The organism is Caballeronia sp. ATUFL_M2_KS44 (assembly GCF_023630965.1).
In the GTDB taxonomy this organism is placed as follows: domain Bacteria; phylum Pseudomonadota; class Gammaproteobacteria; order Burkholderiales; family Burkholderiaceae; genus Caballeronia; species Caballeronia concitans.
Genome location: NZ_JALQEA010000036.1, coordinates 68616 through 94849, shown reverse-complemented (window position 1 = coordinate 94849; position 26234 = coordinate 68616). Strand labels below are relative to the sequence as shown.

Below are 26234 nucleotides of genomic sequence, written 5' to 3'. Positions count from 1 at the left end.
GTTTTCGGCTCGAACACCCAAATTTTAGCCCAGGCGCTAAGTCATTGATTTAACGCCCACGCAAGCACCCACTCAAAAAAAGGGTTCAGCGGTACCCTGACCGAAACCGCTGGCGAGCCCTGCCCAGAGGTTACTTCGTGTCGTTCGCGCGGGCAGCAGGACGAAACTTGACGGACCTGAGTAAGAGTCCGATCCGGCATCTTGCCGTCGTCCTTGCGAATCGATGGTGCCGCATGCCACCGGGAGCTTCTTCAAACCATGCTGCCCACATCGCCAGGTTCTTGGCGCCGCGCCTCTAATGCCACGTTTCTGGCGCGACACCAGAGGCAATTTACCCGCACTTCCCTTATGCAAACGCCCCTTCACCGGACAAAGCAACACCCCCCGCTCCCCGCCTCCACCACATTTGACAATCGTCCGAGAAACGTCGCTATACCATCCGCGTCCGTCGAAAGGCGGCGGACACTGACTCGCTCCTTGCGTTGAACCATTCGCCTTCCGATCGACAAGCACGTCAATCGACATCATGCAAAAAGAAGAACAACTCAGCACCGCACCTCTAGGCGGCATACAACTCGAAGCGGTTCCCGACCAGCTAGAAGCCGATATGGAAGAAACCGGCCCCGTCGACGCTCGCCTCAAAGACCGGCTCGAAGCCCAGCCATTGCGCGCCGGCGCGGTTCACTGGAAGTCTCTCTGGCGACCGCAGCGTTGCGGCGCAGCCTGAGCCTTGCCACGCCGAGCCGCGAAACTTACCGGGCGTGGGACGAGGCGCACTACCATCGCTGCCGCGCGTGGGCGCTGTGGAACCATGATCGTCGCGATGACGCCCGTCTCGCGGCAAGCCATGCGATGTCCATGCTTCGCGATGCCGCTTCGGGCCAGGATATCGACGAAAACGACTGGCTGCGGCTCGCTGATTCGATCATCGAGTATCTGCCCGACGAACTGCCCGTCATCGAAGAACAGTTGCGTCGCCTGACTGCTTCCTGGTCTCTGCCGCGCCGACGCGAAATCGAAGTGCGCATCGCCCGGTTCGACGCACGCGCACGTCATGCGAAGGGCGATCTGTCCGGCGCCATCGAGCGCTGCGCCGACGCGCGCCATAGTCTGGAACCCTGTGCCTCCGGAGGCGACGACTTCATCGAGTTTCACCTGCCGTGGCTGATCGAAGCAAAACGGTTCGATGATGCCGGTAGACTCGCGTTCGAATATGCATACGAACTCGACGAGTATCACGACACGGTGCCCGAAGTCGTGCTGCAGCGTTTGGGCGACGAAGCGGATCAATCGGTATGGTGGCCGCTATGCATCATGCGCGCTACTTCTACGGCTGAAACACTCGAACCGTTCGTCAAACATGCGGCGCCGCTCGTTTCGTGCTCGCGGGCCGTCGCGCAAATATCAACTGTCAAACGCGCGCTCCGATAGCTTCCTGAAGGCCAAGACCGGCCAATACACAGTCTATGCAGGGATCGGCGGGTCAGCTATTCCGGCGCGACGCGATCGTACGCGGTCACCATCACGGGTCACCACAGGGCACCCAATCTCCTAAGGGCGAGGTGAACAACCAGCCGCCAACGAGTTGATCCGATTCCGTTCGGAGTCGATAACGAAACATCTACAAGAATCGAGGGAAAATGACGGCGCAAGCCAGGAGCGCAATGCAAATTGGGCTTCGATGTTGCGCTCAGAGCGAATTCGCAATCTACCGAAACCGGCGAGCCACGCACGAGTGCGTTCGACGCCCCAGCTATGCCGCCCCATCCTCTCTCTGCTTTCAATATCGTGCCGATCAATGCGCGTTCTCGCTTACAAATTTAATAGCGACCTTAAATCACTGCCCACCCTCCAGGCTTATCCGCTATTGGACAAGACAAGAGATTTAAATATTGTCAAATTAACGCCGCGACCATTGCGTCGATACGTCGTTGCAGTTAGAAAGTTGGCTGCCTTTGACGGATCCTACGGACTGCCTTTTATCCCTCCATGAACGCCCCTCCCTCACAAAACAAGGCCAGTGAAACCGAGTCGCCGCTGGACCTCTCGGCCTATCTCAACCCGGAGAGCGAACCTTCGGTAACGCCGGAGATTTCTACTGATTCAGGCGCATTGGCTGGGCAATCGAATCTGCCTGTCGAAGTGCAGATACCGATGGCGCCGATGGAGCGTCTGGTCGACCTTTCATCGCTATTGCCAGAACAGCGTGCAGTGGCGCAAAAACTCGCCGAGAGTATTCGCTTCGACGACGCCACGTCCACCCTGAACTTCGTGGACAACGCGTTGCAGCCGCTCGCCCTGGCGTCGCGCCGGTTGCTTGCCGACACCACCGTGGGCGAGACAGGCGAGATCGGACGCATTGCTGCAGCCGTGATCGACGGCATCAAGATCCTGCGTATCGAGGAGCTTCAGGAGGAGGCCCGTGAAGCCGCTCCGAAAGTGACCGGATTTCTCAGCAAGCTTATCCACCTCGGCACGGTCGCGCATGGCGCGGCAAAGTCCTTCCACGAAAACCGCAAGGCCTTTCTCGGTCTCATGGACGCAGAGGAGGCGCGCGCACGGCGCACCAAGGCTGATCTGATGATCACCATCCAGCAGCTCGACGAGCAGTCGAAAGCAGTACGTCAAGGCGTGAGCGACCTGTCGATCGGCATCGCCGCCATGCAGATGGCGCTTGAGCGTGGTGTCGGCGAAGCGGAGCAATTGCGGCTGGTTGCCTTGCGCACGAACACTGCGGGCGATGCGGCCATCGCCATGGACTACCGCAATACGCTCGGGAATTTCCGCGGCCGGATCGCGGATCTTCGGGAAGCGATGATCTCCGCCGCGACGCTGATTCCGTTGATCGCATCCAATCGAAAATCGGCCGAGACGCGCGTGAGCAAACTCACGACCGGCATCATGGTGACGATTCCGCGCTTGATGGCCGTGGCGGCACAGGCCGTGGTGCAGGCCGATACGCGACGCGCCGGTGAAGAAAGCGAAAAGCTTGACGAAGCAGCGCGCCGGATTACTGCGCTCGCCGTGCAGGGCGCTCATGACGCAGCGCTCGACGCAGCGCACAGCCTGGGCGGTGACCCGCGCAATCTGGAAGCGTTGGCAGCAGCGGCAACGCAGTCGATCGAAACGATGAAGGAAGTGCTCGTTATCGAACAGCAGGTTCTTGCGCAGGACCGTGAACGCGAGCAGAAGCTCATCGAGGTGCGCAACAAGCTGGTAGAAGGCATGCGCGGTGTTCGAGCCCAGGCGCTTGCCGCGCCATCGGGAGCGTAAGGTGTCCGAATCCAGACATGACACTGATGGCGGTCTCGCCGCGGCGGCCGCGCCGTTGAGCTTCGACCTCGCCGCTGCATGGCTACGCCATGCCGAAGGCGACCGGGCCGCCTTTCTTTCCCGCTTCGCGCTGATCACGGCGGAAGCCTTGCCGAGCCACGCACAGATCCAGCGGGTACGGCGCGGTTTGTTTCGGAAGACGGAGGAAATTGTCGGCGTCTGCGTGGCATTCGAAAACGAGACGTATGCGATGCGACTCAAAGACGGCCAGCACCTTGCCACCGAAGTCGAAAAAAAAGTGAAAGGGGTTGTGCTGTCAACGCGCGAAATCGACCCCCGCACCTGGATGGCGGGCCTGATGACGCATGTCCACGAGCGCACCGAGAAGGCACGTGCGATGGCCGAGTTGCTGGCCGGGCTGTAACAACACAACAATTACGCAGGAGAAGTCGATGGGCTGGTTGGGTTCGCTTTTAGAGGCATCAATAAGCCGAATACGCCGGACGAGCCCGCGCCGGCATTCTTTGATGAGCAGGGCGTGCCGAACATGGTGCACCAGCGCCTTGCGGATTCGAAGAGCAGCGCGCTGCCTTGGGTCTCCACGCTCACCGCGCCGGAGATGGCTCTGGCACGCAGCCACGGGCTGAGGATGCTCGCGCCGATCGCGGCAACCTGCTGGATGCAATACGGCTTTTCGTGGACCGAAGGGCATGCGCAGGGTTGGCGAACGGCCCTGAAGCGCCTCGAAGCAGAAGCGATCGTCTTGGGCGCGAACGCCGTCATCGATGTCAGGATGGTGACCGTCGATCTGTGCCTCGAAGGCAGCATGGACTATTCGCTCGTCGGCACGGCGGTGCGCATCGAAGGCTTGCCGCCGAGCGCGGCACCGGTCATTTCGACGGTGCCGGCGCTGGAATTCATTCAGTTGCTGGAGGCCGGAATCATCCCGGTTGGACTGGCAGTTGGCGCGCGTTTCGAGTGGAGCAACGGCCCGCTCGACGTCAACACCGGTTGGGGTGCTAACCGACCGTTGCTAGAGAGCACAGCGTTCTGGGAGTTGATCCGCCGGCGCGCTCACGTGGACCTTCGTGTCGATGCCGCCCGCCAGGGTTCGGGCGTGCTCGCGCAATTGCAGTTCAGCCAGCTCTTTCGCGTTGGTGAGTCATCGAATGCGCAACTGCTGGGGCGGCACATCGTGATGGGCACGGTGGTGGATTGCCCGCGTAAAGGCGCGGTGCCTCACAACGTCGAATTCGTGCTCGATCTCAGTGACAAGCCCGACAACCTGCGCTCGACTTCAGAACATCACAACGCCTACAGCAACGGAATCTGAACCTTCATTTACCTGGAGACAACCATGAGTGAAACCACGATGCAAGACGTCACCGCGCAGCTTCCGGCGAGCGCCAAAGCGCGTCTAAAGGGGCTGCGCAGCGCGGCTCACCCGACCTCGGTGTTCACCTCCGATCTGTCGGTCAACGAGTTCCTGCTGGTCCGCAAGGCTGGCTTCGAGCCGATTGGCTTATGCGTGGGCAGCAGTATCTATCACGTCGGCATTCAGTACGGTTCCTGGAACAAGAATCAGGAGCTCGAGGTGTTGTCTCAGGCCATGTATCACGCTCGCGAACTGGCGATGTCGCGCATGCGCGAGGAAGCGCGTGGCATGGGCGCTGACGGCATCGTGGGAGTGCGCCTCGAAATCAAGCATGTCGAGTGGGACGCGGACATTCTCGAATTCGTCGCCATCGGCACGGGCGTGGTCCATAACCACGACACCAAAGGCTTCCGGGCGCACGACGGAGGTCCGTTCACCTCGGATCTCTCGGGCCAGGACTTCTACACGCTGCTGAATTCCGGCTACCGGCCGATTGAACTGGTCATGGGCAGTGTGTGTACCACGTTGCGCACCGCGGCATGTGGAAGGCATTCAGTCAGGCGGGTTCCAACGTCGAACTGGAGCAGTTCACGCAGGCAATCTACAGTGCGCGCGAATTGGCAATCGAGCGGATGCAGATCGAAGCGCAAACTGCCCGGGCCGAAGGCGTGATCGGTACGATGATCCACGAAAAGTCGTACCGATGGGAAAGCCATGTGATCGAATTCTTCGCGATCGGCACTGCGGTTGCGCCGCTGAATGTCGAAATCGAGGCAAAGGATATTCCCGCGCCGACCCTTGTGCTATCCGTGAATGATTGATCTAGCGACTCGCATCGCCGTGAACAGAAGGTAAATAATAAATGGGATCACCCTACGGCTTGTTGCTGAACCTTTCAGTCGCGTTCGTGTTCGGCTCTTTCATCGGGCTCGAACGGCGCTGGCGCGGACACGCTGCCGGGCTGCATACCAACGCGCTCGTATGTCTCGGTTCGGCCGTCTTTGTCGCCGCCGGCTGCTCGGCGAACTCCGCTGCGGACACGCTGCGCATCGTTGGGCAGATCGCGTCCGGGATCGGTTTTCTCGGCGGCGGACTGATCCTGCGGGATGGGTTTCGGCTGCGTGGACTGAATACGGCGGCGACGGTCTGGGCGGCAGCAGCGGTCGGGGCGCTCTCCGGCACGGGCATGATCGCCGTGGCGGCCTTTAGCACAGCGCTGATTGTCCTTGCGAACGTTGCGCTACATTGGGCCGACCACGCGCTTCCGTGGGCGCGCGGCGGTGACGATGACGCTCACGATTCAACCCTGCCCGACGTGAGGACGGGCCCATCTGTTCACGTTCCATCGACGGAGACGCGGCCTCGCCGCCCCGGGTCCGCAGTCACCTGAAATCTCTCCTGCAGGTTGCGGGGTTGCGGTCATCGTGGTCTATCGTGCGACCTCCGCGACGTTGCTGTTTCCCAAGGACAATGGCAAGACGCCACGATTTCATCCATGTACATGAACTGAGGCCAATGCAAATGACCATTGGTATGCGGGAGATACGGGACAAGTGCAAACACATCGAGTCGATGTCAGGAAAGGAGCGGCGCGACTTCGTTGAGGCTCATCCAATCCCCAACGGTGCTCGGCCGAAGGGCAGACATTTCTGATCTGTGTGATTCATAGACATCGTTTCGACTACATTGGACGATGGAGCATCGAAATCTCGATACGTTTTCGTTGACGTTGGGTGCGTACGTATCGCAAGACCGGCAACGCCGGTGTCGTGTGCGCCCGTTGTGGCATCTCCCGGCCAACGTTGCCCCTGAAAAGCCCCCAGACGAGTCCATCGTCCGACTAACCATTTGATTTAATAGGGAAAATTGTGGTGGGCCGGGTGGGACTCGAACCCACTATCGGTCGATTATGAGTCGACAGCTTATACCAGTTAAGCTTCCGGCCCTTGTGCAGAACGCAGGGCAAAAAAGGCAAAAAGAAAGCGCCATTGCGGCGCTTTCTGATACTTCAGAACGATGCGCAAGGCAAACTCTCGAAGGTCTGCGAGTTTGCCTTACAACGCCTCTCAATACAAGCCCGGCGCGCGCATCAACTCCCTTCCAGGAACGACTTCAGCTTGTCCGACCGACTCGGATGCCGCAGCTTGCGCAGCGCCTTCGCCTCGATCTGGCGAATCCGCTCGCGCGTCACGTCGAACTGCTTGCCGACTTCCTCGAGCGTGTGATCCGTGCTCATCTCGATGCCGAAGCGCATCCGCAACACCTTCGCCTCACGCGGCGTCAGCGAGTCGAGCACGTCCTTCACCACATCGCGCATGCTCGCGTGCAGCGCAGCGTCCGCCGGCGCGACCGTGTTGTTGTCCTCGATAAAATCGCCGAGATGCGAATCGTCGTCGTCGCCGATCGGCGTCTCCATCGAGATCGGCTCCTTCGCGATCTTCATGATCTTGCGGATCTTGTCCTCCGGCATTTCCATCTTCTCGGCAAGCGTCGCCGGATCCGGCTCCAGACCGGTTTCCTGCAGAATCTGCCGCGAAATACGGTTCATCTTGTTGATCGTTTCGATCATGTGAACCGGAATGCGGATGGTGCGCGCCTGGTCCGCAATCGAGCGCGTGATGGCCTGGCGAATCCACCATGTCGCGTACGTCGAAAACTTGTATCCGCGACGATACTCGAACTTGTCCACCGCCTTCATCAGGCCGATATTGCCTTCCTGAATCAGATCGAGAAACTGCAAGCCGCGATTGGTGTACTTCTTCGCGATCGAAATCACGAGACGCAAGTTCGCCTCGGTCATTTCGCGCTTCGCCTGACGCGCCTTCAGCTCGCCCGCCGCCATCTGACGGTTGGTTTCCTTCAAATCCTTGAGCGGCAACACCACGCGCGCCTGAAGATCCAGCAGACGCTGCTGCTGCTCGCGAATGGCCGGGATATTGCGCTCAAGCACGGCGCTGTACGCGTGCCCTTCCGCGACAACCTTGTCCGCCCAGTCGAGATCCGTCTCGTTGCCCGGAAAACGGGCGATGAACTCGGCGCGCGGCATGCCGCACTTGTCGACCACCGTGTGCAGAATCTGACGCTCGACCTGACGCACTTCGTCGACTTGCGCGCGCAACGTGTCGCACAGGCGCTCGACGGTGCGCGCCGTGAAGCGGATCGACATCAGCTCGGTCTGAATCGCTTCCTGCGCCTTCAGATAGGCCTTCGACTTATAACCTTCCTTCTCGTACGCGCGGCGCATCTTGTCGAACCACTCGCTGATAAGCGAGAACTTCTCCAGCGACTGACGCTTGAGCGCCTCCAGTTGCGCGGCGTTCGCGCTCGCCTGGGCGGCGCCGTCGTCCTCTTCCTCTTCTTCGTCGCTTTCCTCGTCCGTTTCCTCTTCCTCGGATTCGATCGCCTCGGCTTCCTGTTCGGAGAAGCCGTCGGTGTCTTCCGCGTTCGGGTCGATCAGGCCGTCGACGAGTTCGTCCACGCGCGTTTCCTCGTTCTGCACGCGCTCGGCCATCGCGAGAATGTCCGCGATGGTCGTCGGGCAGGCGGAAATCGCCATGACCATGTGCTTGAGGCCGTCTTCAATGCGCTTCGCGATCTCGATTTCGCCCTCGCGCGTCAGCAGTTCGACCGTGCCCATCTCGCGCATGTACATGCGCACGGGATCGGTCGTGCGGCCGAATTCGGAATCGACGGTGGAGAGCGCGACTTCGGCTTCTTCCTCGACTTCATCGTCGGAAGAAGCATTGGGTGCGTTGTCGTTCAGAAGCAGCGTCTCGGCATCGGGCGCCTGTTCGTACACCGCCACGCCCATGTCGTTGAACGTGCTGATGATGCCTTCGATCGCCTCGGTTTCCGTGAAGTTGTCCGGAAGGTGATCGTTGATTTCGGCGTACGTGAGAAAGCCGCGCTCCTTGCCGAGCTTGATGAGTGCGCGCAGCTTCGAGCGCCGCTCTTCGAGTTCCTCGACCGTGCCGGGCGCGCTCGACGCGAACGCGTCTTTCAGCAGCGCCTTCTCCTTCGCGCGACGATCGCGAGCGCGGGCCTTCTCGACCTTCGCCGCAGGTGCGGCGGCAGGCTCTGCGTTTTGCGTTGCGTCGTCTTCGACGGGTACATCGTTCAGCTTTTTCGTCATGGAGTTCGCCATACAGGCTTTAGTCTCGACTCGCGGCTGCCGGATGGCAACCGATTGAACCGTGAATACCCAATGCGCACGCTGCTTCGTGCCGACCTGCTGCGTGCCCTGCCCGGGGCCCTATCGCGGTTCGAACGCGATGCGCTCGATCGCGAATCGCCCTACCCGCCATAGCAGCCGCTTACCTTGCGCCCGTCTGTTCGTCGGCGTGCTTACCCGCCCGTTCTTTGTCTCTCGGCCCGCTTTGCGACGCATTCACTGCGCCGCGGCTTCAACGTTGCCTCGACAGCCCACTCAGCCAGCGCTTTGCTGCAACCTTCCGAAAACTCTTCCCCGCCCGACGTTGCCACTCTTCATCGCCCCTATTTCCTTCGACGTTTGCGCCGGCGAAAACAGGACCATCCGGTTGAAGAAAGCAACGAATTTTGAACTATCGATTATAGCATTTCACCTTATGCCATCCGCGCCAGCGCCCCGTCCGGCCTTGATCTGCGCGACTTTCGCCGACAAATCCGAAAACTCGGCCACCTCTTCCGCCGACAGGCTCGATTGCCGCGCCAGTTGATCCAGCCGCGCCCGATACGTGTCGTGAAGCAGCTTCACCACCGTCGCCTGCAGCTCTTCCGCTAGCAGACGTTTCTGCTCTTCCACGCGCTGCGCTGCGTCCTCGTCGGATGGATCGCGCAGCAGCAGATCGCGCACGTTTTCATCATAGGCGAGAATTTCCTGGAAGATATCCTCGTATGTGGGCGCATTTGCGGCATTTCTCAAGACGTCCGACAACATCTGAAACTCCGCCGCGCCGCCCAGTTCGCGCGCGTGGCCGATCACTTCGCTGAACAGTTCGCCGTGCTCGGTCATGGTCACGAGCGTGCGCTCGCTCTCCTGATCGAGCGATACCGCGATGCCCGGATACATCACCAGATTGCGCAGCGCGCGCTGCTCCTGGCCCGTCACGCGACGACGCTCGCTCTTCGGCACCGACGCGCGGGCCACGGCGGCGGCGCGCGAGTCGATATCGCACAGCGCCGCAATTTCCGTGAACGGTGTATCGAGCCGGTCTGCGAGCATATGCAGGATCTGCACCCGCAGCGCGTTCGCCGGAAGCGCCTGCAGAAGCGGCTTGGCGTCGAAGAGCGCCTTCGCGCGGCCCTCCGGCTGCTCCAGTTCCTTGTCGTTCAGCACCTCGTTGAGCAGAAATTGCGACAAAGGCATGGCGCGATCGACCTGCTCGCCGAAACCGTCCGTGCCGAATTCACGCACGTAGCTGTCCGGGTCGTGCTCCTTCGGCAGGAAAAGGAACTTGATCGTGCGATTGTCGGCGGCGTGCGGCAGCGCCGCTTCCAGCGCGCGACGCGCGGCGCGGCGGCCTGCGGAATCGCCGTCGAAGCTGAATACCACCGTGTCGCTTTGACGAAAGAGCTTCTGCACGTGCACCGGCGTGCATGCGGTGCCGAGCGTCGCGACGGCGTTCGCGAAGCCCAACTGCGCCAGCGCGACCACATCCATATAGCCTTCGACGACGAGCGCATAGCCCAACTCTCGAATGGCCAAGCGCGCTTCGAACAGGCCGTACAGTTCGCTGCCCTTGCTAAAAAGCGGCGTCTCGGGCGAATTCAGATACTTCGGCTCGCCGCCGTCGAGCACGCGTCCGCCGAATCCGATGACATTGCCCTTCACGTTGCGGATCGGGAACATCACGCGTTCGCGGAAGCGGTCGTAGCGACGCGCCTGGCCTTGCGCGTCCGTCTTCTCGCTCACGATGACGAGCCCCGCTTCGACGAGATTCTCGTTGCGATAATCGGGAAACGCGGTTTCGAGGTTCTGCCAGCCGTCGGGCGCGTAGCCCAGGCCGAAGCGCGCGGCGATTTCGCCGGTCAGCCCGCGCTTCTTCAAATACGCGATGGCGTTGGGCGCGGCGCGCAACTGCTTGCGATAGAAGTCGCAGGCGGTCTGCATGACGTCCGTCAGCGCGGTGCTGACCGCCTTGCTCGGCGCGCTGTCGCCGCCGCCTCCACCGCCGCGGAACGAATTCGAAGGCTCCTGCGGCACCGTCAGCCCCGCGCCCTGCGCGAGGTCCTTGACCGCTTCGGGGAACGTCAGCCCCGTGTGTTCCATCAGGAAGCCGATCGCCGTGCCGTGCGCGCCGCAGCCGAAGCAATGATAGAACTGCTTGGTCGGGCTGACCGTGAACGACGGACTCTTCTCGTTGTGGAACGGGCACAGGCCCATGAAGTTCGCGCCGCCCTTTTTCAATTGGACGTAGCGGCCCACCACGTCGACGATATCGACGCGGTTGAGCAAATCCTGCAGAAATGCGTGCGGAATCACCGGGTGTCAGCGGCGTGGATTACTTGGCAAGCGCCGTTTTGACCTGCGCCGACACGGCGGTCATGTCCGCCTTGCCCGCGAGCTTCGGCTTGAGCACGCCCATCACCTTGCCCATGTCCTGCGGACCGGCTGCGCCCGTCGCGGCGATCGCGGCCTGCACTTCGGCGGCGATGGCGTCGGCGGAAAGCTGCTCGGGCATGTACGCGGACAGAATGGCGAGTTCCGCCTTTTCCTTGTCGGCGAGATCGGTGCGGCCCGCCGACTCGAACTGGCTGATCGAATCCTTGCGCTGCTTGATCATCTTGTCGACGACGGCGGTCACGGCGGCATCGTCGAGCGTCACGCGATCGTCGACTTCACGCTGCTTGATCGCGGCGAGCAGCAGGCGAATGGTGCCGAGGCGCTCGGTTTCGCGCGCGCGCATGGCGGTCTTCATGTCGTCGTTGATCTGGTCTTTGAGGCTCATCGTTCACCCGGTGCAATTGCGAAATGGAAATCCGACCGACGTTCGACCGCGCCGCGAAAGCAAAAACCCGCTTGGGGAACGCCTCCTCAAGCGGGACTGTAGCGAGTCGTTATGAGCTCCGAGCGATGCGCGCCGCCGTAACGCCAGCCAGAGCGAAGGATCGGCGCGGGAACGCGCACGGAATTCCTCCGATGACCGTCCGAGTATAGCAAACGGGTCCGCGTTCCGAGACCGGGGGAACACCGGCGAACGCGCGGATTCAGGCCACTTTCGCGGTGCCGTGCGCGTACTCGGCCGCCGCCTTCCCCGCCGCGACGCCGGACGCCCACGCCCACTGGAAGTTGTAGCCGCCGAGCCAGCCGGTGACGTCCACCGCTTCGCCGACGAAATACAGTCCCCCGACGCGCTCGCTCATCATCGTGGCCGACGACAGTTCGCGCGTATCGACGCCGCCGCGCGTGACTTCCGCCTTGCGATAGCCCTCGGTGCCGCTCGGCGTCAGCGTCCAGCCGGACAGCGACGCGCCGATCGCCTTGAGCGTGCGATCCGGAAGATCGGCGAGGCGCGCATCGACCGGGACACGCTGCGCGTCGAGCCACGCGTGGGCGAGCCGCGCGGGCAAATGCTCCGTCAGAAAATTGCCGATTTGCTTCTTCGATCCGGCTTTCGCGTCGAGCAGAAGTTCGGTCGCGTCGAGATCGGGCAGCAGATTCACGTGAATCGGCTCGGACGTGTTCCAGTAGCTCGAAATCTGCAACACGCCCGGCCCCGACAGCCCGCGATGCGTGAGCAGCAGGTCTTCATCGAACTCGCCGCGCGTCTTGCCCTTGCCCGTGCCGATGCGAACCGGCAGCGAAAGCCCGGAAAGCGCGGCGAACGGCGCCCAGTCGGCGGACGTGAAGGTGAGCGGCACGAGCGCGGGCCGCGTATCGACGAGCTTGTGCCCGAACTGCTTCCCCACGCGATAGCCGAAGTCCGTCGCGCCGATTTTCGGTATCGACAAGCCGCCGGTCGCGATCACGAGCGCCGCCGCGCCGATCGCGCCCGCGGTCGTATCGAGCGTGAAGCGCGCGCCGTCGTGACGGATCGCTTCCACGCTCACCGGACGGCGCCACGCGACGCCGCCGGCATCGCACTCGCTACGCAGGACGTCGATGATCGTCTCGCTCGAATCGTCGCAAAAGAGCTGGCCTTTGTGCTTCTCGTGCCATTTCACGCGGTACTGCTTGAGCAGCGCGAGAAAATCGCGCGGCGTGTAGCGGGCGAGCGCCGAGCGGCAAAAATGCGGATTCGCCGACAGAAAGTTCGCCGGCTGCGCGTTGATATTGGTGAAGTTGCAGCGGCCGCCACCGGAGATGCGGATTTTTTCGGCGAGGCGCTCGGCGTGGTCGATGAGCACGACGCGCCGGCCCGCCTGAGCCGCGACGGCCGCGCACATCATCCCGGCCGCGCCCGCGCCGATGACGGCGATATCGAAGGATTCCATGCCGCGCATTGTAACTGGCGCCCGCTGGTATACTTTCCCGTTACCCTCCGACGCCCTTCATCATGCTCGTTCTCGGCATCGAAAGTTCCTGCGACGAAACCGGCCTCGCGCTCTACGACACCGGGCGCGGCCTGCTTTCGCATGCGCTGCATTCGCAGATCGCGATGCATCGCGAGTATGGCGGCGTCGTGCCGGAACTGGCTTCGCGCGATCACATCCGCCGGGCGCTGCCGCTGCTCGAACAGGTGATGGCCGAAGCGCAAGTCGCGCGCGCCGACATCGACGCCATCGCGTTCACGCAAGGGCCGGGGCTGGCGGGCGCGCTGCTCGTCGGCGCGAGCATCGCCAACGCGCTCGCCATGGCGTGGGACAAGCCGACGGTCGGCATCCATCATCTCGAAGGGCATTTGCTCTCGCCGCTTCTCGTCGATTCGCCGCCGCCGTTTCCGTTCGTCGCGCTGCTCGTGTCGGGCGGACACACGCAGTTGATGCGCGTGACCGACGTCGGCGTGTACGAGACGCTCGGCGAAACGCTCGACGACGCCGCCGGCGAAGCCTTCGACAAGACCGCGAAGCTGCTCGGTCTCGGCTATCCGGGCGGCCCGGAAGTCTCGCGAATGGCGGAATTCGGCACGCCGGGCGCGGTCGCGCTGCCGCGTCCGATGCTCCATTCCGGCGATCTCGATTTCAGCTTCAGCGGCCTGAAAACCGCCGTGCTGACGCATAGCCGCAAGCTCGGCGCGAACGTCTGCGAGCAGGCGAAGGCGGACCTGGCGCGCGGTTTCGTCGATGCCGCCGTGGACGTGCTCGTCGCGAAATCGCTCGCGGCGCTCAAGAAGACGGGGCTGAAGCGGCTGGTCGTCGCGGGCGGCGTCGGCGCGAACCGGCAGTTGCGCGAGGCGCTGTCGGCGGCGGCGAAGAAGCGTCGCTTCGATGTCCACTATCCCGATTTGTCGCTCTGCACCGACAACGGCGCGATGATCGCGCTCGCGGGCGCGCTGCGGCTCGCGCGCTGGCCGGAGCAGGCCGTGCGCGACTACGCGTTCACCGTGAAGCCGCGCTGGGATTTGACCTCGCTCGCGCGCGCCTGATCGCGTTCACTTCGGCGGATTGAACGGCTGCACGATCGACTGAAACACGTCGAGCGCCTCGCAGCGATCGCCATGCGCGATCAGCGCCGGCCAGCGCTCGCCGGCAAAAATCGGCGCATGCGCCTCGCGCGCGAAACGCAGCGCGCACGCCACGGCGATGTCCGCATGACCGATCGCGTCGCCGAACCAGAAGGGCGACGGACGCGCGGCGCGGTCGGCTTCGAGCGCATCGAGCACGCGCTCGACCTGGCCCGTGCATCGATTCACCCACGCCTCGGAAGTCTCCTCGTGCAGCACGCGTTCGTAGACGAGCGCGACGGCCTTGTCGGCGAAACCGGTCGCGAGCGCGCAAACTTTCAGCGCTTCGCGCCGCTCGTTTCCTTCCGATGCGATCAGCGCCCGCGCCGCACCCGCCTCTTCGTCGAGATAATCGAGAATCATCGCGCTTTCGATCAGCACGTCGCCGGAATCGAGCACGAGCGTCGGCACGCGGACGAGCGGATTGAACGGCGCGATCTTGTCGGCATCGCCGAAAACGGACCACGGACGATGCTCGAACGCGATGCCGTACAGACTCAGCGCGATGGCCACGCGTCGCACGAAAGGGGAATCGTATTGGCCAATCAGGATCATGTGCGCGCTCCGCGTCGTTGTTCGAGACGGGCAGTTTAAGCGCGCGCGGGCTTCGGAAACAATGGCAGCGCGAGCGACGCGCACACGCCCGCCGCGAGCCACACGGCCGTCCACGAGCCGGCGGCGAGCACGTGCGGAATCGCGATCGGCGTCAGAAAGAGGCCGGCGTAGACGGCGGTGTTCGTCATGCCGAGCGCGGTGCCGGCGCGCGCGGTGCCGGCGAGCGTCGCCAGTTCGGTGTACGCGACGCCATGCCACGCCGATATGCACACGCCCGCGAGGACGATCATCGCGGCGAGCAGCGCGGGCGTGCGGGCCGCGCCGAATGCGGTCGCCGCCGCGAGCGCGACGAACGACGCCACCGCGACGCACGTCGACACGCGCAGATACGCGCGGCGGTTGCCGTGCCGGTCGGTGTATCGGCCGCTCCAGACGCGCATGACCATCGCGCCGAGCTGCAGCGCGCCCATCGTCGTGCTGATGGCCGTCACGCCGAAGCGCCCGGCATCGTGAAGAAAGACCGTCGCGAAGGTGAGCACCGCGAATTGCGGCACGCACAACACGCCGATGCCGAGCACCATCCGCCAGACGAGCACGTCGCCGAGCGGCGCGGCGTGCGTGTGTCGATGCGGCTGTGTTGCGTGGGGCGGCTCGTGCAGCCAGCGCCACGTGAACGCGCCGGAGATTGCGCACATCGCGGCCAGCGCGCCGAACACGGCCGCGAAGCCGATCGACGACGCCAGCCACGGCAGCAACGCCGCACCGATTCCGCCGCCCAGCGGCACGGCGGTCTGTCGGATGCTCATCGCGAGGCCGCGCTCGCCTTCCGCGAACCACGCCATCACCGCGCGCCCGCTCGCCCCGTTGACGCTGCCGCCGAGCAGTCCGAGCGCGCACAGGCCGACGAGGAGCCAACCGAGCGCGGGCGCTTCGCCGTTCATCGACGGTACGACGAACAGACTCATCGCGATCAGCGCGATTGCCGTCGAAACGAGGCCGGTCAGCAACACTCGACGATCGCCCCAGCGGTCGGTCAGCACGCCCCACGGCAGTTCCGATACCGCCGCGCCCAATCCGAGCGCGCCGAGCACAAGGCCGAGTTCCGCGTTGCCGAGGTGATAGCCGCTGCGCAGCCATACGGCGGTCGTCGGAATGCCCGCGACCGCGGCGGAAAAGCTGGCGTTCGCCGCGACGCCGACGCCGAGCACTTTCCATCGATGCGCGCCGCCGAGCGTCGGCGTCGTCAGGCTGAGAGGCGTTGCCATGGCTGCGTTTCCTTTTTTTGATTTGACGGAAGTCAGTGTGACGGCTTACGATCATCCTGAAAATCAAAAACTTTCACACGTATCGTTCGATAAGACAGGATGATTGCCATGCGTCAAACGACGTTCGACCTCGCCGTGCTCCGCAGCTTCGTCGCGGGCATGGACCTCGGCAGCTTCGCGAAGGCGGCGGATCGCGTGGGGCGCTCGACATCGGCGATCAGCGCGCAGATTCGCAAGCTGGAGGAACAGGCGGGCATCGAACTGTTCCGCAAGTCGGGACGCGGCCTCGCGCTGACTGACGCGGGCGAAGTGATGCTCGGCTACGCGCGGCGGCTCGTCGAACTGAACGACGAAGCGGCGGTCGCGGTGCGCGGCGTCGATCTGGAAGGCTGGATTCGGCTCGGCCTGCAGGAAGATTTCGGCGAAGCCGTGCTGCCGGACGTGCTGGGCCGCTTCGCGCGGGCGCATCCGAAGGTGCGGATCGAAGCGCGCGTCGCGCGGAACACGGAACTGCTGGAGCGCATCGAAACGGGCCAGCTCGACCTCGCGCTCGTGTGGGGATCGGCGGGTGCGAAGGAGTTCGAACCGATCGCCGCGCCGCGCATGCGCTGGATCGGGTCATCGGCGATGCCGTTCCAGCATGACGCGAACGAACCGCTGCCGCTGATCGCGTTCGACCGCCCCTGCGTCTTTCACAGCGCGGCGGCGGCGGCGCTGGACCGGGCGGGCATCAAATGGCGCGTCGCGTTCACGAGTCCGAGCCTCGCGGGACTGTGGGCCGCCGCTGCGGCCGGACTCGGCGTGACCGTGCGTACGTGCTACGGCTTGCCATCGACCGTGCGCGCGCTCGACGAAAGCGAAGCCGGCTTGCCGCCGCTGCCTTCAATTCCGCTCGCGCTGCATCGCGCGTCGGCGGGCGGATCGGCGCCGGTCGAGCGGCTGGCGTCGCTCGTGATCGATTCGGTGCGCGAAGCGCATGCGTCGGCGCAACCGGCGTTCGCATGAAAAAACCGGTCGCGTGGACCGGTTCTTCGTTCGGCTCGGCAGCAGAAAAGCTCAGCGCTTGTCCCGCTCGATCACCGCATACGCGCTGTGATTGTGGATGGACTCGAAGTTCTCCGCTTCGAGCACATACGCGACGATGCGATCGTCCGCGTTCAGCCGCACCGCGATATCGCGCACCAGGTCTTCGACGAACTTCGGATTTTCATACGCGCGCTCGGTCACGAACTTCTCGTCCGGGCGCTTCAGCAAGCCCCAGAGTTCGCACGACGCCTCTTCTTCCGCAATGCGCACCAGCTCTTCCACCGCGACATCGCCGGCCAGCTCCGCCGCGATCGTCACGTGCGAGCGCTGGTTGTGCGCGCCGTATTGCGAAATCTTCTTCGAACACGGACACAGGCTCGTCACCGGCACGAGCACTTTGAGCGACACACGCGTTTCGCCGTCGCGCTTTTCCGCGATGAACGTCGCCTCGTAATCGAGCAGGCTCTGCACGCCCGAAATCGGCGCGGTCTTCATCACGAAGTACGGCAGGCTCACTTCGATGCGGCCGGAATGCGCTTCGAGCTTCGTCAACATCTCGGCGAGCATCGCGCGCAGCGCGGCCTGATCGAGCGGATCGCGATGTTCTTCGAGCAGCGCGACGAAGCGCGACATATGCGTGCCCTTCTGCTCGGCGGGCAGATGCACGTCGAGATTCCACACGCCGACGCTCGGCTGCACGCCGCTCGCCGTGCGCACCGACAGCGGATGCCGCACGCCCTTCACGCCGACGCGCGCAATCGCGATCTGACGCGTGTCCGGCGTGCTCTGAACATCGGGCATCGCGAAGGCGGGATTCATCTGATTCATTTCTTATGTCCTTGTACGCCGGGCGCGCGACGGCACGACGCTAACGATGGTCTGCGGTGGTAAGCGGTGATCTGCGGTGAAACGCACGCGGCGCGAGTCGAAACCCGCGCCGCGTGGTGACGCAAGGCTTGGCGCGCGGCAACCCGAGCGCGCCCGGCCCGGCGAGATTCGCGTCAGGCGACGCGCTTGGTCAGCTTGCCTGCGCTTTCGACGGCGGCGAGGAAACGCTCGCGGATCGAACGCGCGATGCCGGCTGCGTCGAGGCCGACGCTCGCGAGCAGCTTGGCGGGATCGCCGTGATCGATGAAAACGTCCGGCAAGCCCAGTTGCAGCACCGGCTTGACGACGCCGCTCGCCAGCAACGCCTCGACGCAGGCCGAACCCGCGCCGCCCATGATCGAGCCTTCCTCGATGGTCACGATGGCGTCGTGCGTCGCCGCGAGTTCGCGCAGCAGATCGGCGTCGACCGGCTTCACGAAACGCATGTTCGCGACGGTGAGGTCGAGTTCGTCGGCGGCGGCGAGCGACGGCGCGACCATCGTGCCGAACGCGCAAATCGCGATGCGCTTGCCCGAACCCAGCTTCTGCGACGATTCCCGGCGAATTTCGCCCTTGCCGACCGAAAGCGCGGTCATCTGCTTGACCGTGGCCACGCCCGTGCCCGCGCCGCGCGGATAACGCACGGCCGTCGGATTCGGCTGCTGGAGCGCCGTGTAAAGCATCTGGCGGCATTCGTTTTCGTCGGATGCGGCCATCACCGTCATGTTCGGGATGCAGCGCAGGAACGCGAGATCGTAATTGCCCGCGTGCGTCGCGCCGTCTGCGCCGACGAGACCCGCGCGGTCGATCGCGAAGACGACCGGCAGGTTCTGCAGCGCGACATCGTGAATCAACTGGTCGTACGCGCGTTGCAGGAACGTCGAATAAATGGCGACGACCGGCTTCATCCCGTCCGCAGCCAAACCGCCCGCGAACGTGACCGCGTGCTGCTCCGCGATGCCCACGTCGAAGTAACGGTCCGGGAAGCGCTTCTCGAATTCGACCATGCCCGAGCCTTCGCGCATCGCGGGCGTGATGCCGACCACGCGCGAATCCTGCGCGGCGGCGTCGCACAGCCATTCGCCGAAGACTTGCGTGTAGGTCTTCTTTGCCGGCGCGGTCGACGGCTTGATGCCTTCGGCCGGATTGAACTTGCCGGGACCGTGATACAGCACCGGATCGGCTTCGGCGAGCTTGTAACCCTGGCCTTTCTTCGTGACGACGTGCAGGAATTGCGGGCCGCGCAGTTCCTTGATGTTCTGCAGCGTCGGCACGAGCGAGTCGAGATCGTGACCGTCGATCGGCCCGATGTAGTTGAAGCCGAACTCTTCGAACAGCGTGGCCGGCACGATCATGCCCTTCGCGTGCTCTTCGAGCTTGCGCGCGAGGTCCAGCACCGGCGGCGCGGCGCGCAGCACGCGCTCGACGCCCGCACGCGCGGCGGCATAGAAGCGGCCCGACATCAGACGCGCGAGATGGCGATTCAGCGCGCCGACCGGCGGCGAAATCGACATGTCGTTGTCGTTCAGGATGACGAGCAGCGGCAGGTCGTCGGCGACGCCCGCGTTGTTCATCGCCTCGAAGGCCATGCCGGCGGTCATCGCGCCGTCGCCGATCACGGCGATCGAGTAGCGATTGTCGCCCTGCAACTTGTTCGCGACCGCCATGCCGAGCGCCGCCGAAATCGACGTGCTCGAATGCGCGGTGCCGAAGGTGTCGTACTCGGATTCGGCGCGGCGCGGAAAGCCGGAAATGCCGCCCAACTGGCGCAGTCCCGGCATCTGATCGCGGCGGCCGGTCAGAATCTTGTGCGGATACGTCTGATGGCCGACGTCCCACACGATGCGGTCGCTCGGCGTATCGAAGACATAGTGCAGCGCGATCGTCAACTCGACCGTGCCCAGATTGGACGACAGATGGCCGCCCGTCTGCGACACGCTGTCGAGCACGTAGGCTCGCAGTTCGTCGGCAAGCGGCTGCAGTTGGCGTCGATCGAGGGCCCGAAGATCGGCCGGATCGTCGATGGATTTCAGCAAGTCGTACATCGTCGTCCCATTTTAGGAAAACTGGCGTGATTCGTTCAGCGCGATTGTTGCGCCGTGGGGTTCGTCACGCATTCAACGTTTAGTGCACCCGGTTTACGACCAGGTCGGCAAGTTCCGCAAGCCGCTGGCCGCGCCCGCCGAACGGCTTTATGGCGGCATGCGCGTCGCGGCCCAACTGGGCGGCGAGTTCGCGGGATGCGTCGAGTCCGATGATGGACACGTAAGTCGGTTTGTCGTGTTGCGCGTCCTTGCCCGCGGTCTTGCCAAGCGTGGCGGAATCCGCGGTCACGTCCAGGATGTCGTCGACGACCTGGAACGCCAGGCCGATGGCGGCGGCGTACTGATCGAGCGCGGCGAGCGCTTCCGCGCCCGGCTGCTCGCCGGCCAGCGCGCCCATGCGAACGGACGCGCGCAACAGGGCGCCCGTTTTCTTGCGATGCATCGTCTCGAGTTCCGGACGCGACAGCTTGCGGCCGACGCTTTCGAGGTCGATGGCCTGGCCGCCCGCCATGCCGACCGAGCCGCTCGCGACGGCCAGTTCGCGCACGAGCGCGGCCTGCTGGCTGTCGGTGAGGCCGTTGCCGTTCGCGGTCAGCGCGATGAACGCCTGCGACTGCAGCGCGTCGCCGACGAGCAGTGCCGTCGCTTCGTCATATTGGATGTGTACCGTGGGCTTGCCGCGGCGCAGGGCGTCGTCGTCCATGGCGGGCATGTCGTCGTGCACGAGCGAATACACGTGGATCATTTCGAGCGCCGCGCTCGCGGCTTCGACCGCGTGAGCGCTCGCGCCCGTCAGCTCGCCGGCCGCGTGGACCAGAAGCGGACGCACGCGCTTGCCGCCGCCGAGCACGGCGTAGCGCATGGCTTCATGCAGACGCGCCGGGGCGATGTCCGTGCCGGGAAGATAATGTTCGAGCGCGGTTTCGACGCGGTCGAGCGTGGCGCGCATCCATTGTTCGAAGGTCATAGGTCGTCGTCCCCGTTGTCGTTGCTTGCTCCGGCACCCTGGGTTGCGCGCTGTACCTCGGCGGGCAGCGGTTTGAGCGTCTCGCCGTCGAGCACGCGAACCTGCTGCTCGACTTTTTCGAGCTGCTGTTGGCAAAAGCCCACAAGCGCCGCGCCGCGACGATACGCGGCCAGCGATTCCTCGAGGCTCAGCGCGCCCTCTTCCATGCGCGCCACGAGCGATTCGAGTTCGGCCAGCGCGGCTTCGTAATTTTCCGGAAGCGACGCGGCGTCCGCGCCCGGCGTATTCCCGCCGGATTCTTCGCCTGCTGCCTGGACTGCGGTCTTCGCCATGAATCGTGGATGTGCAATTGATAATTGGAACCAAGTCGCACATTCTACGGCAAAAGCTAAATTTTCGACCCGCATCCCGTCCGCCGTTGACGCGCGGACGAACGGCGGTGGCTTTCGGGAAACCACGCGGAACGGAGCTTGCGCGCCGTCAAGAAATCGCGGACTTAGCGGAACTCTCGCGACAATTTATACCCAAATCAAGACCTTATGCGCCCCAGCGTGGCGGATTTCGGTATAATCGCTGGCTCCCTAAATCGAATCTTCGATGGTTGGGTTGTTCACTGCTTTCACGTCTTAACGGGAGTGGGAATGTCCAATCTGAGCAATGCATTGCAGTTGAAGGCTGTCCATAGCCAACTGCCAGTCACGGCTTACTTTGACGAAGCGCTTCTTACGCGCGAACTCGACACACTTTTCAAGCAAGGTCCACGCTACATCGGGCACGAACTCATGGTTCCCGACGCGGGAAACTATTTCGCGCTTCCGGGTGAAGGCGAAGGGCGCGTGCTCGTCCGCAATCAGCAGAACGACATCGAACTGCTGTCGAACGTGTGCCGCCATCGCCAGGCCATCATGCTGAACGGGCGCGGCAGCGCGGACAACATCGTCTGCCCGCTGCACCGCTGGACCTACGATCTCAATGGACAATTGCTCGGCGCGCCGCACTTCGCGGACAAGCCGTGCCTGAATCTGGGCGCCACGCCGCTGCAGAACTGGCAGGGCCTGCTCTTCGAAACGCAGGGCCGCAATGTCGCGGCCGATCTCGCGAAGCTGGGCACCGCGCGTCATTTCGACTTTTCGGGCTTCATGTTCGATCACGTCGAAGTCCACGAATGCAACTACAACTGGAAGACCTTCATCGAGGTCTATCTGGAGGATTACCACGTCGCGCCGTTCCATCCGGGACTCGGCAGCTTCGTCTCGTGCGACAACCTCGAATGGGAATTCGGCGACTGGTACAGCGTGCAGACGGTGGGCGTCCACAAGAATCTGGAAAAGCCCGGCAGCCCGACGTATCGCAAATGGCACGACGAAGTCCTGCGCTTCCGTAACGGCGCGCCGCCGGATTTCGGCGCAATCTGGATGGTGTACTACCCCGGTCTCATGATCGAGTGGTATCCGCACGTGCTGGTCGTCTCGTGGCTCATTCCGCGCGGCACGCAAAAGACGACGAACATCGTCGAGTTCTATTACCCCGAGGAAATCGCGCTGTTCGAACGCGAGTTCATCGAGGCGGAACGTGCGGCGTACATGGAAACCGCGCGCGAGGACGATGAAATCGCCGAGCGCATGGACGCGGGCCGTCGCGCGCTGATGTCGCGCGGGGAGAATCAGGTCGGGCCGTATCAGAGTCCGATGGAATCGGGCATGCAGCACTTCCACGAGTTCCTGCGGCATCAGTTGGGAAACATCTGAGCGCGATCGCTTGACGACTCACGAATCACAAAAGGACGGGCTTTCGAGCCCGTCTTTTTGTTTAGACTAAGCACTTGTCGTCCGCATTCGTTGCCACGCGCGCCGAAGCCCGATCATCAGGAGCCGTCATGCTGCACACTCACTACACCACGCTCATCTCGGCGGCGAATCTCGCCGAACATCTCGACGCCTCTCCGGGCAGCGTCGTCATCTTCGATTGCCGGTTCGATCTCGCCGCGCCCGAAGCCGGCGAAGCCGCCTATGCCGCCGGCCACATCCCCGGCGCGCATTATCTGCACCTGGACCGCGATCTGTCCGGCGCGAAGACCGGCACGAACGGCCGTCATCCGCTGCCGGAACGCGCGGCGCTCGTTGCGAAGCTGGCGAGTCTCGGATTGAACGAAGGTCAGCAGGTCGTCGCGTATGACGCGCAAGGCGGCATGTACGCGGCGCGTCTGTGGTGGCTGCTGCGCTGGCTCGGGCACGATTCCGTCGCGCTGCTCGACGGCGGTCTGCCGGCCTGGGAAGCAGCCGGCAGACCGCTCGATACCGCCGTGCCGCCGGCATCGCAAGGCACGTTCAAGGCCGCCGCGCCGCTGCAGGTGACGATCGATGCACACGCCATCGAGCGCAGCATCGGCTCGCGCGATCATCTGCTGATCGATGCGCGCGCGGCGGACCGGTATCGCGGCGAGAACGAGACCATCGATCCCGTCGGCGGGCACATTCCCGGCGCGCTGAATCACTTCTTCAAGAACAATCTGACGGCGGAAGGCCGCTTCAAGACCGCGCACGAATTGCGCGAGGCGTTCGGATCGCTGATCGGCGCGACGCCGGCGGATCGCGTCGTCCTGCAATGCGGCTCGGGCGTCACCGCGTGCCACAACGCGCTCGCGATGGAGATCGCCGGGCTGCACGGCGCGGCGCTCTATCCCGGCTCGTGGAGCGAATGGAGCGCCGATCCGGGCCGCCCCGTCGCCACCGGCCCGAACCCTTGAGCGCCGAAGCCGTTCATTTGACGCCGTGCTCGCGGAACCACGCGAGCGCGCGCTTCCAGCCGTCCTCGGCGTCGGCCTTGCGATAGCTCGGACGGTAATCGGCGAAAAACGCGTGCGGGGCATCGTCATAGACGACGAATTGCGAGCCGCGCGCTTTCTGCGGGCCATTGGCGATGGCCTGCTTCATCTGCTCGATGGTGTCCTGCGGAATGCTCTGATCCTGCCGCCCATACAGCCCGAGCACGGGCGCGTTCAACTCGCCGACGTTGTCGATCGGATTGCTCGGCGTCATCGCCGTCTTGTTGCCGACGAGCCGCCCGTACCACGCGACCGCCGCCTTCACGTTCGGGTTGTGCTCCGCATAAAGCCACGTGATGCGCCCGCCCCAGCAAAATCCCGTGATGCCCAGGCGCTTCAGGTCGCCGCCATGTTCGCCGGCCCATTTCACGGTTTCGTCGATGTCCGACAGCACTTGCGAATCCGGCAGCTTCGAGACGATCTGATCGTTGATCTGCTGGATGGACGGCATCGACGCGGCATCGCCTTGCCGCGTGAAAAGCTGCGGCGCGATGGCCAGATAGCCGAGCTTCGCGAAGCGGCGGCAGATATCGGCGATATGCTCGTGCACCCCGAAAATCTCGTGAATGACGATGATGACCGGCAGATGCGTCTTGCCCTTCGGCTGCGCGCGATACGCGGGCACGAGCGTGCCGTCCGCGCCGCGCACGCCGATGGAGCCGGCTTCGAGGCCGTCGCTATCGGTATGGATGGTTTGCGCGGAGACGGGCAGCACGGCGGCCGCGAAACCGGTGCCGAGCGCGGCCTTGATGAAGCCGCGGCGATCGAACGGGACGTGCGGGATGAGGCTGTCGACTTCGGGGGTCAGCATACGAAGCTCCTGCGGCAAGAGCCGCCAAGGCGCCGCCGATGCAGGCGTCGGCTATAAAGAGCCACGTCCCGCCGATGGCGCTGAACCGGAAACCGCGCTCTGAGCCAGAAGCGGCCCGGCGCGGCGCTGGACGACCGTTCCGGGCGAAAGGCCGCATGCCCGGGCGCGCCGGGACATCGGCGCGCCGCTCATTCTAAACAGCTTTGCCGCGCGATAGCGTCGGTCAGTGCAGCTTCACGCGCGGCGCGGTGGACCGGCGCAGCCAGTGCGCGACGGTATCGAGCACCATGCGCGCGTAGCCGTGCAGCGCCGCGACATGCAGCCGGTAAAGCGACATGTACATGAAGCGCGCGAACAGTCCTTCGATCAGCATGTTGCCGCCGATCAGCCCGCCCATCAGATTGCCGACCGCGCTATAACGCCCGAGCGACACGAGCGAGCCGAAATCGCGATACGTGTATTCCGGCAGCGGCTTGCCTTCCATGCGCCGATTGAACGCCGCGAACAGAAAGCTCGCCTGCTGATGCGCCGCCTGCGCGCGCGGCGGCACGTTGCGCTCGGTGCCGGGCCACGGGCAGGCGGCGCAATCGCCCAGGGCGAAGACGTTATCGTCGATTTCCGTTTGCAGCGTGCGCCGCACGATCAACTGGCCGAGGCGATTGGTCGGCAAGCCGTCGAGTTGCGACAGCACCGCCGGCGCCTTGATGCCCGCCGCCCAGACCGTCAGATCGGCGCGAATGATTTTGCCGCTCGCCGTGCGAATGGAATCGCGGCTGACTTGCGCGACCGTTTCGCCGGTCATCAGCTTGACGCCGAGCTTCGTCAGCAATTCGGCCGTGGCGCTCGACACGCTTTCCTTCAGCGCGGGCAGAATGCGCGGCCCCGCTTCGATCAGCACGATGCCGATGTCATGCTTCGGGTCCAGCTTGTGCAACCCGTAAGCGGACAGCACTTGCGCGGTGTTGCGCAGTTCCGCCGACAATTCGACACCCGTCGCGCCCGCACCGACGATCGCCACCTGAATGCGCGGCGCGGCTTCTGCAAGCGTCGGCGGCGCGCTTTCTTCGATGCCCGCCGCCACCGGCTCCGGCGCGAAATGCTCGGCGCGCATGCACGCCGCGATCAGCCGCTTGCGAAAAAGCTCGGCCTGACCGACGGTATCGAGCGCGATGGAATATTCCTGCGCGCCTTCCACGCCGAAGAAATGCGTGGTGCTGCCGATTGCCAGCACGAGCGTGTCGTATTCCAGCTCGCGCTCGGGCAGCAATTCGCCCGCTTCGTCGTCGCGCAGCGCGCCGATCGTGATGCGCCTTTGCGCGCGGTTCAGCCCGATCAGTTCGCCCTGCTGAAACTCGAAGCCGTGCCACAGCGCCTGCGCCGCATATTCGAGTTCCTGCGTGAAGGGGTCCATGCTGCCTGCCGCGACTTCGTGCAACAGCGGCTTCCAGATGTGCGTCGGATTGCGGTCGACGAGCGTGATCTGCGCGCGCGGCGCTTTCGCGTCCGGCTTCGCAGACGACGAGCCGAAGCGGTCGCCGAGACGCGTCGCGAGTTCGAGACCGCCGGCCCCTCCGCCGACGATGATGAAGCGATGCATGGAGCTCTCCCTATGGCTTTTGAAATCCGGGGCGTCGTAGCGCTT

The 26234-nt window shown here is 63.9% G+C and carries 25 protein-coding genes, 1 tRNA gene and 1 pseudogene; 13 read left to right on the top strand and 14 right to left on the bottom strand.

Going from position 1 to position 26234, the window contains the following annotated elements; all coding sequences use genetic code 11:
- Positions 1-526 precede the first annotated feature (526 nt).
- Together NCR39_RS15285 and NCR39_RS15280 are read left to right on the top strand one after the other, a co-directional pair.
- Positions 527-727: a hypothetical protein gene (locus NCR39_RS15285; protein ID WP_250452939.1), complete on the top strand. Its 201-nt coding sequence runs from the start codon at positions 527-529 to the stop codon at positions 725-727.
- Positions 728-852: 125 nt separating this feature from the next.
- On the top strand, positions 853-1431 hold the full coding sequence (locus NCR39_RS15280; protein ID WP_250452938.1) for a hypothetical protein: 579 nt from the start codon (positions 853-855) through the stop codon (positions 1429-1431).
- Positions 1432-1621: 190 nt separating this feature from the next.
- Here the strand turns inward: NCR39_RS15280 and NCR39_RS15275 are convergent.
- Positions 1622-1803, bottom strand: a pseudogene (locus NCR39_RS15275) (IS5/IS1182 family transposase); the annotation flags it as partial.
- Between the two features lie 186 nt (positions 1804-1989).
- Here NCR39_RS15275 and NCR39_RS15270 point away from each other — a divergent pair.
- The 7 genes from NCR39_RS15270 to NCR39_RS29795 all read left to right on the top strand — a co-directional run bounded on the left by NCR39_RS15270 (position 1990) and on the right by NCR39_RS29795 (position 6301).
- Positions 1990-3273, top strand: a complete 1284-nt coding sequence (locus NCR39_RS15270) for a toxic anion resistance protein (protein WP_250452937.1) — start codon at positions 1990-1992, stop codon at positions 3271-3273.
- 1 nt (position 3274) lies between these two features.
- Entirely contained in the window at positions 3275-3697 is a 423-nt protein-coding gene (locus NCR39_RS15265) for a hypothetical protein (protein WP_250452936.1), read from the top strand.
- 123 nt (positions 3698-3820) lie between these two features.
- Positions 3821-4606: a heavy metal-binding domain-containing protein gene (locus NCR39_RS15260; RefSeq protein ID WP_250452957.1), complete on the top strand. Its 786-nt coding sequence runs from the start codon at positions 3821-3823 to the stop codon at positions 4604-4606.
- 24 nt (positions 4607-4630) lie between these two features.
- Complete coding sequence (locus NCR39_RS15255) at positions 4631-5320, top strand: heavy metal-binding domain-containing protein (RefSeq protein ID WP_250452935.1); 690 nt, start codon at positions 4631-4633, stop codon at positions 5318-5320.
- Complete coding sequence (locus tag NCR39_RS15250) at positions 5281-5469, top strand: hypothetical protein (protein ID WP_250452934.1); 189 nt, start codon at positions 5281-5283, stop codon at positions 5467-5469. Before NCR39_RS15255 ends, NCR39_RS15250 begins: the two co-directional genes overlap by 40 nt.
- A 41-nt stretch (positions 5470-5510) precedes the next feature.
- Positions 5511-6038, top strand: coding sequence for an MgtC/SapB family protein (locus tag NCR39_RS15245; protein WP_250452933.1), 528 nt, complete (start codon positions 5511-5513; stop codon positions 6036-6038).
- A gap of 80 nt (positions 6039-6118) precedes the next feature.
- Positions 6119-6301, top strand: a complete 183-nt coding sequence (locus NCR39_RS29795) for a ParB-like protein (protein ID WP_350029679.1) — start codon at positions 6119-6121, stop codon at positions 6299-6301.
- Between the two features lie 216 nt (positions 6302-6517).
- Here the strand turns inward: NCR39_RS29795 and NCR39_RS15240 are convergent.
- The 5 genes from NCR39_RS15240 to NCR39_RS15220 all read right to left on the bottom strand — a co-directional run bounded on the left by NCR39_RS15240 (position 6518) and on the right by NCR39_RS15220 (position 13063).
- Positions 6518-6594 (bottom strand) — tRNA-Ile (locus tag NCR39_RS15240).
- A gap of 143 nt (positions 6595-6737) precedes the next feature.
- Positions 6738-8792, bottom strand: coding sequence for an RNA polymerase sigma factor RpoD (rpoD, locus tag NCR39_RS15235; RefSeq protein WP_084592835.1), 2055 nt, complete (start codon positions 8790-8792; stop codon positions 6738-6740).
- A gap of 435 nt (positions 8793-9227) precedes the next feature.
- Positions 9228-11111 carry a DNA primase gene (dnaG, locus tag NCR39_RS15230; protein ID WP_250452932.1) on the bottom strand — a complete coding sequence of 628 codons (1884 nt, stop codon included), beginning with the start codon at positions 11109-11111 and terminating at the stop codon, positions 9228-9230.
- A 19-nt stretch (positions 11112-11130) separates the two neighbouring features.
- Positions 11131-11577, bottom strand: a complete 447-nt coding sequence (locus NCR39_RS15225; RefSeq protein WP_040050295.1) for a GatB/YqeY domain-containing protein — start codon at positions 11575-11577, stop codon at positions 11131-11133.
- A gap of 259 nt (positions 11578-11836) precedes the next feature.
- On the bottom strand, positions 11837-13063 hold the full coding sequence (locus NCR39_RS15220) for a BaiN/RdsA family NAD(P)/FAD-dependent oxidoreductase (RefSeq protein ID WP_250452931.1): 1227 nt from the start codon (positions 13061-13063) through the stop codon (positions 11837-11839).
- A gap of 62 nt (positions 13064-13125) precedes the next feature.
- Between NCR39_RS15220 and tsaD the strand changes: the two genes are divergently transcribed.
- On the top strand, positions 13126-14154 hold the full coding sequence (gene tsaD / locus NCR39_RS15215; protein WP_250452930.1) for a tRNA (adenosine(37)-N6)-threonylcarbamoyltransferase complex transferase subunit TsaD: 1029 nt from the start codon (positions 13126-13128) through the stop codon (positions 14152-14154).
- 6 nt (positions 14155-14160) lie between these two features.
- Here tsaD and NCR39_RS15210 read toward each other — a convergent pair whose 3' ends face one another.
- Together NCR39_RS15210 and NCR39_RS15205 are read right to left on the bottom strand one after the other, a co-directional pair.
- Entirely contained in the window at positions 14161-14787 is a 627-nt protein-coding gene (locus NCR39_RS15210) for a glutathione S-transferase family protein (protein WP_250452929.1), read from the bottom strand.
- 35 nt (positions 14788-14822) lie between these two features.
- Positions 14823-16052 (bottom strand): MFS transporter, encoded by a 1230-nt coding sequence (locus NCR39_RS15205; RefSeq protein ID WP_250452928.1) that lies wholly within the window; start codon positions 16050-16052, stop codon positions 14823-14825.
- Between the two features lie 108 nt (positions 16053-16160).
- On the opposite strand from NCR39_RS15205, the gene NCR39_RS15200 reads away from it, so the two are divergent.
- Positions 16161-17057: a LysR substrate-binding domain-containing protein gene (locus NCR39_RS15200; RefSeq protein ID WP_250452927.1), complete on the top strand. Its 897-nt coding sequence runs from the start codon at positions 16161-16163 to the stop codon at positions 17055-17057.
- 51 nt (positions 17058-17108) lie between these two features.
- Here NCR39_RS15200 and folE2 read toward each other — a convergent pair whose 3' ends face one another.
- The 4 genes from folE2 to NCR39_RS15180 all read right to left on the bottom strand — a co-directional run bounded on the left by folE2 (position 17109) and on the right by NCR39_RS15180 (position 21289).
- The gene (gene folE2, locus NCR39_RS15195) at positions 17109-17906 is read right to left on the bottom strand and encodes a GTP cyclohydrolase FolE2 (protein WP_250452926.1); all 798 of its coding nucleotides are present in this window, start codon (positions 17904-17906) and stop codon (positions 17109-17111) included.
- Positions 17907-18079: 173 nt separating this feature from the next.
- A complete protein-coding gene (gene dxs, locus NCR39_RS15190) occupies positions 18080-19990 on the bottom strand; it encodes a 1-deoxy-D-xylulose-5-phosphate synthase (protein ID WP_250452925.1) in 1911 nt (636 codons plus the stop codon).
- A 79-nt stretch (positions 19991-20069) separates the two neighbouring features.
- Entirely contained in the window at positions 20070-20957 is an 888-nt protein-coding gene (locus NCR39_RS15185) for a polyprenyl synthetase family protein (RefSeq protein WP_250452924.1), read from the bottom strand.
- Positions 20954-21289: an exodeoxyribonuclease VII small subunit gene (locus NCR39_RS15180; RefSeq protein ID WP_250452923.1), complete on the bottom strand. Its 336-nt coding sequence runs from the start codon at positions 21287-21289 to the stop codon at positions 20954-20956. The genes NCR39_RS15185 and NCR39_RS15180 overlap by 4 nt, the downstream gene beginning before the upstream one ends.
- 309 nt (positions 21290-21598) lie before the next feature.
- Here NCR39_RS15180 and NCR39_RS15175 point away from each other — a divergent pair, with 309 nt between their 5' ends.
- Together NCR39_RS15175 and NCR39_RS15170 are read left to right on the top strand one after the other, a co-directional pair.
- The gene (locus NCR39_RS15175) at positions 21599-22705 is read left to right on the top strand and encodes an aromatic ring-hydroxylating oxygenase subunit alpha (RefSeq protein WP_250452922.1); all 1107 of its coding nucleotides are present in this window, start codon (positions 21599-21601) and stop codon (positions 22703-22705) included.
- Between the two features lie 128 nt (positions 22706-22833).
- Complete coding sequence (locus NCR39_RS15170) at positions 22834-23703, top strand: sulfurtransferase (protein WP_250452921.1); 870 nt, start codon at positions 22834-22836, stop codon at positions 23701-23703.
- Positions 23704-23716: 13 nt separating this feature from the next.
- Here the strand turns inward: NCR39_RS15170 and NCR39_RS15165 are convergent, their stop codons facing one another.
- Both NCR39_RS15165 and NCR39_RS15160 read right to left on the bottom strand, forming a co-directional pair.
- Entirely contained in the window at positions 23717-24592 is an 876-nt protein-coding gene (locus NCR39_RS15165) for a dienelactone hydrolase family protein (protein ID WP_250452920.1), read from the bottom strand.
- Positions 24593-24815: 223 nt separating this feature from the next.
- Positions 24816-26189 (bottom strand): NAD(P)/FAD-dependent oxidoreductase, encoded by a 1374-nt coding sequence (locus tag NCR39_RS15160; protein ID WP_250452919.1) that lies wholly within the window; start codon positions 26187-26189, stop codon positions 24816-24818.
- Positions 26190-26234 lie beyond the last annotated feature (45 nt).

Coding starts and splice junctions, on each gene's coding strand:
- NCR39_RS29795 (WP_350029679.1), top strand. CDS start 6,119: ATGGCAAGACGCCACGATTTCATCCATGTACATGAACTGAGGCCAATG.
- NCR39_RS15255 (WP_250452935.1), top strand. CDS start 4,631: ATGAGTGAAACCACGATGCAAGACGTCACCGCGCAGCTTCCGGCGAGC.
- NCR39_RS15260 (WP_250452957.1), top strand. CDS start 3,821: ATGGTGCACCAGCGCCTTGCGGATTCGAAGAGCAGCGCGCTGCCTTGG.
- NCR39_RS15210 (WP_250452929.1), bottom strand. CDS start 14,787: ATGATCCTGATTGGCCAATACGATTCCCCTTTCGTGCGACGCGTGGCC.
- NCR39_RS15270 (WP_250452937.1), top strand. CDS start 1,990: ATGAACGCCCCTCCCTCACAAAACAAGGCCAGTGAAACCGAGTCGCCG.
- NCR39_RS15170 (WP_250452921.1), top strand. CDS start 22,834: ATGCTGCACACTCACTACACCACGCTCATCTCGGCGGCGAATCTCGCC.
- NCR39_RS15200 (WP_250452927.1), top strand. CDS start 16,161: ATGCGTCAAACGACGTTCGACCTCGCCGTGCTCCGCAGCTTCGTCGCG.
- rpoD (WP_084592835.1), bottom strand. CDS start 8,792: ATGGCGAACTCCATGACGAAAAAGCTGAACGATGTACCCGTCGAAGAC.
- NCR39_RS15160 (WP_250452919.1), bottom strand. CDS start 26,189: ATGCATCGCTTCATCATCGTCGGCGGAGGGGCCGGCGGTCTCGAACTC.
- NCR39_RS15285 (WP_250452939.1), top strand. CDS start 527: ATGCAAAAAGAAGAACAACTCAGCACCGCACCTCTAGGCGGCATACAA.
- NCR39_RS15220 (WP_250452931.1), bottom strand. CDS start 13,063: ATGGAATCCTTCGATATCGCCGTCATCGGCGCGGGCGCGGCCGGGATG.
- NCR39_RS15245 (WP_250452933.1), top strand. CDS start 5,511: ATGGGATCACCCTACGGCTTGTTGCTGAACCTTTCAGTCGCGTTCGTG.
- dxs (WP_250452925.1), bottom strand. CDS start 19,990: ATGTACGACTTGCTGAAATCCATCGACGATCCGGCCGATCTTCGGGCC.
- NCR39_RS15250 (WP_250452934.1), top strand. CDS start 5,281: ATGCAGATCGAAGCGCAAACTGCCCGGGCCGAAGGCGTGATCGGTACG.
- NCR39_RS15185 (WP_250452924.1), bottom strand. CDS start 20,957: ATGACCTTCGAACAATGGATGCGCGCCACGCTCGACCGCGTCGAAACC.
- NCR39_RS15175 (WP_250452922.1), top strand. CDS start 21,599: ATGTCCAATCTGAGCAATGCATTGCAGTTGAAGGCTGTCCATAGCCAA.
- NCR39_RS15205 (WP_250452928.1), bottom strand. CDS start 16,052: ATGGCAACGCCTCTCAGCCTGACGACGCCGACGCTCGGCGGCGCGCAT.
- folE2 (WP_250452926.1), bottom strand. CDS start 17,906: ATGAATCAGATGAATCCCGCCTTCGCGATGCCCGATGTTCAGAGCACG.
- NCR39_RS15180 (WP_250452923.1), bottom strand. CDS start 21,289: ATGGCGAAGACCGCAGTCCAGGCAGCAGGCGAAGAATCCGGCGGGAAT.
- NCR39_RS15225 (WP_040050295.1), bottom strand. CDS start 11,577: ATGAGCCTCAAAGACCAGATCAACGACGACATGAAGACCGCCATGCGC.
- NCR39_RS15280 (WP_250452938.1), top strand. CDS start 853: ATGTCCATGCTTCGCGATGCCGCTTCGGGCCAGGATATCGACGAAAAC.
- NCR39_RS15165 (WP_250452920.1), bottom strand. CDS start 24,592: ATGCTGACCCCCGAAGTCGACAGCCTCATCCCGCACGTCCCGTTCGAT.
- tsaD (WP_250452930.1), top strand. CDS start 13,126: ATGCTCGTTCTCGGCATCGAAAGTTCCTGCGACGAAACCGGCCTCGCG.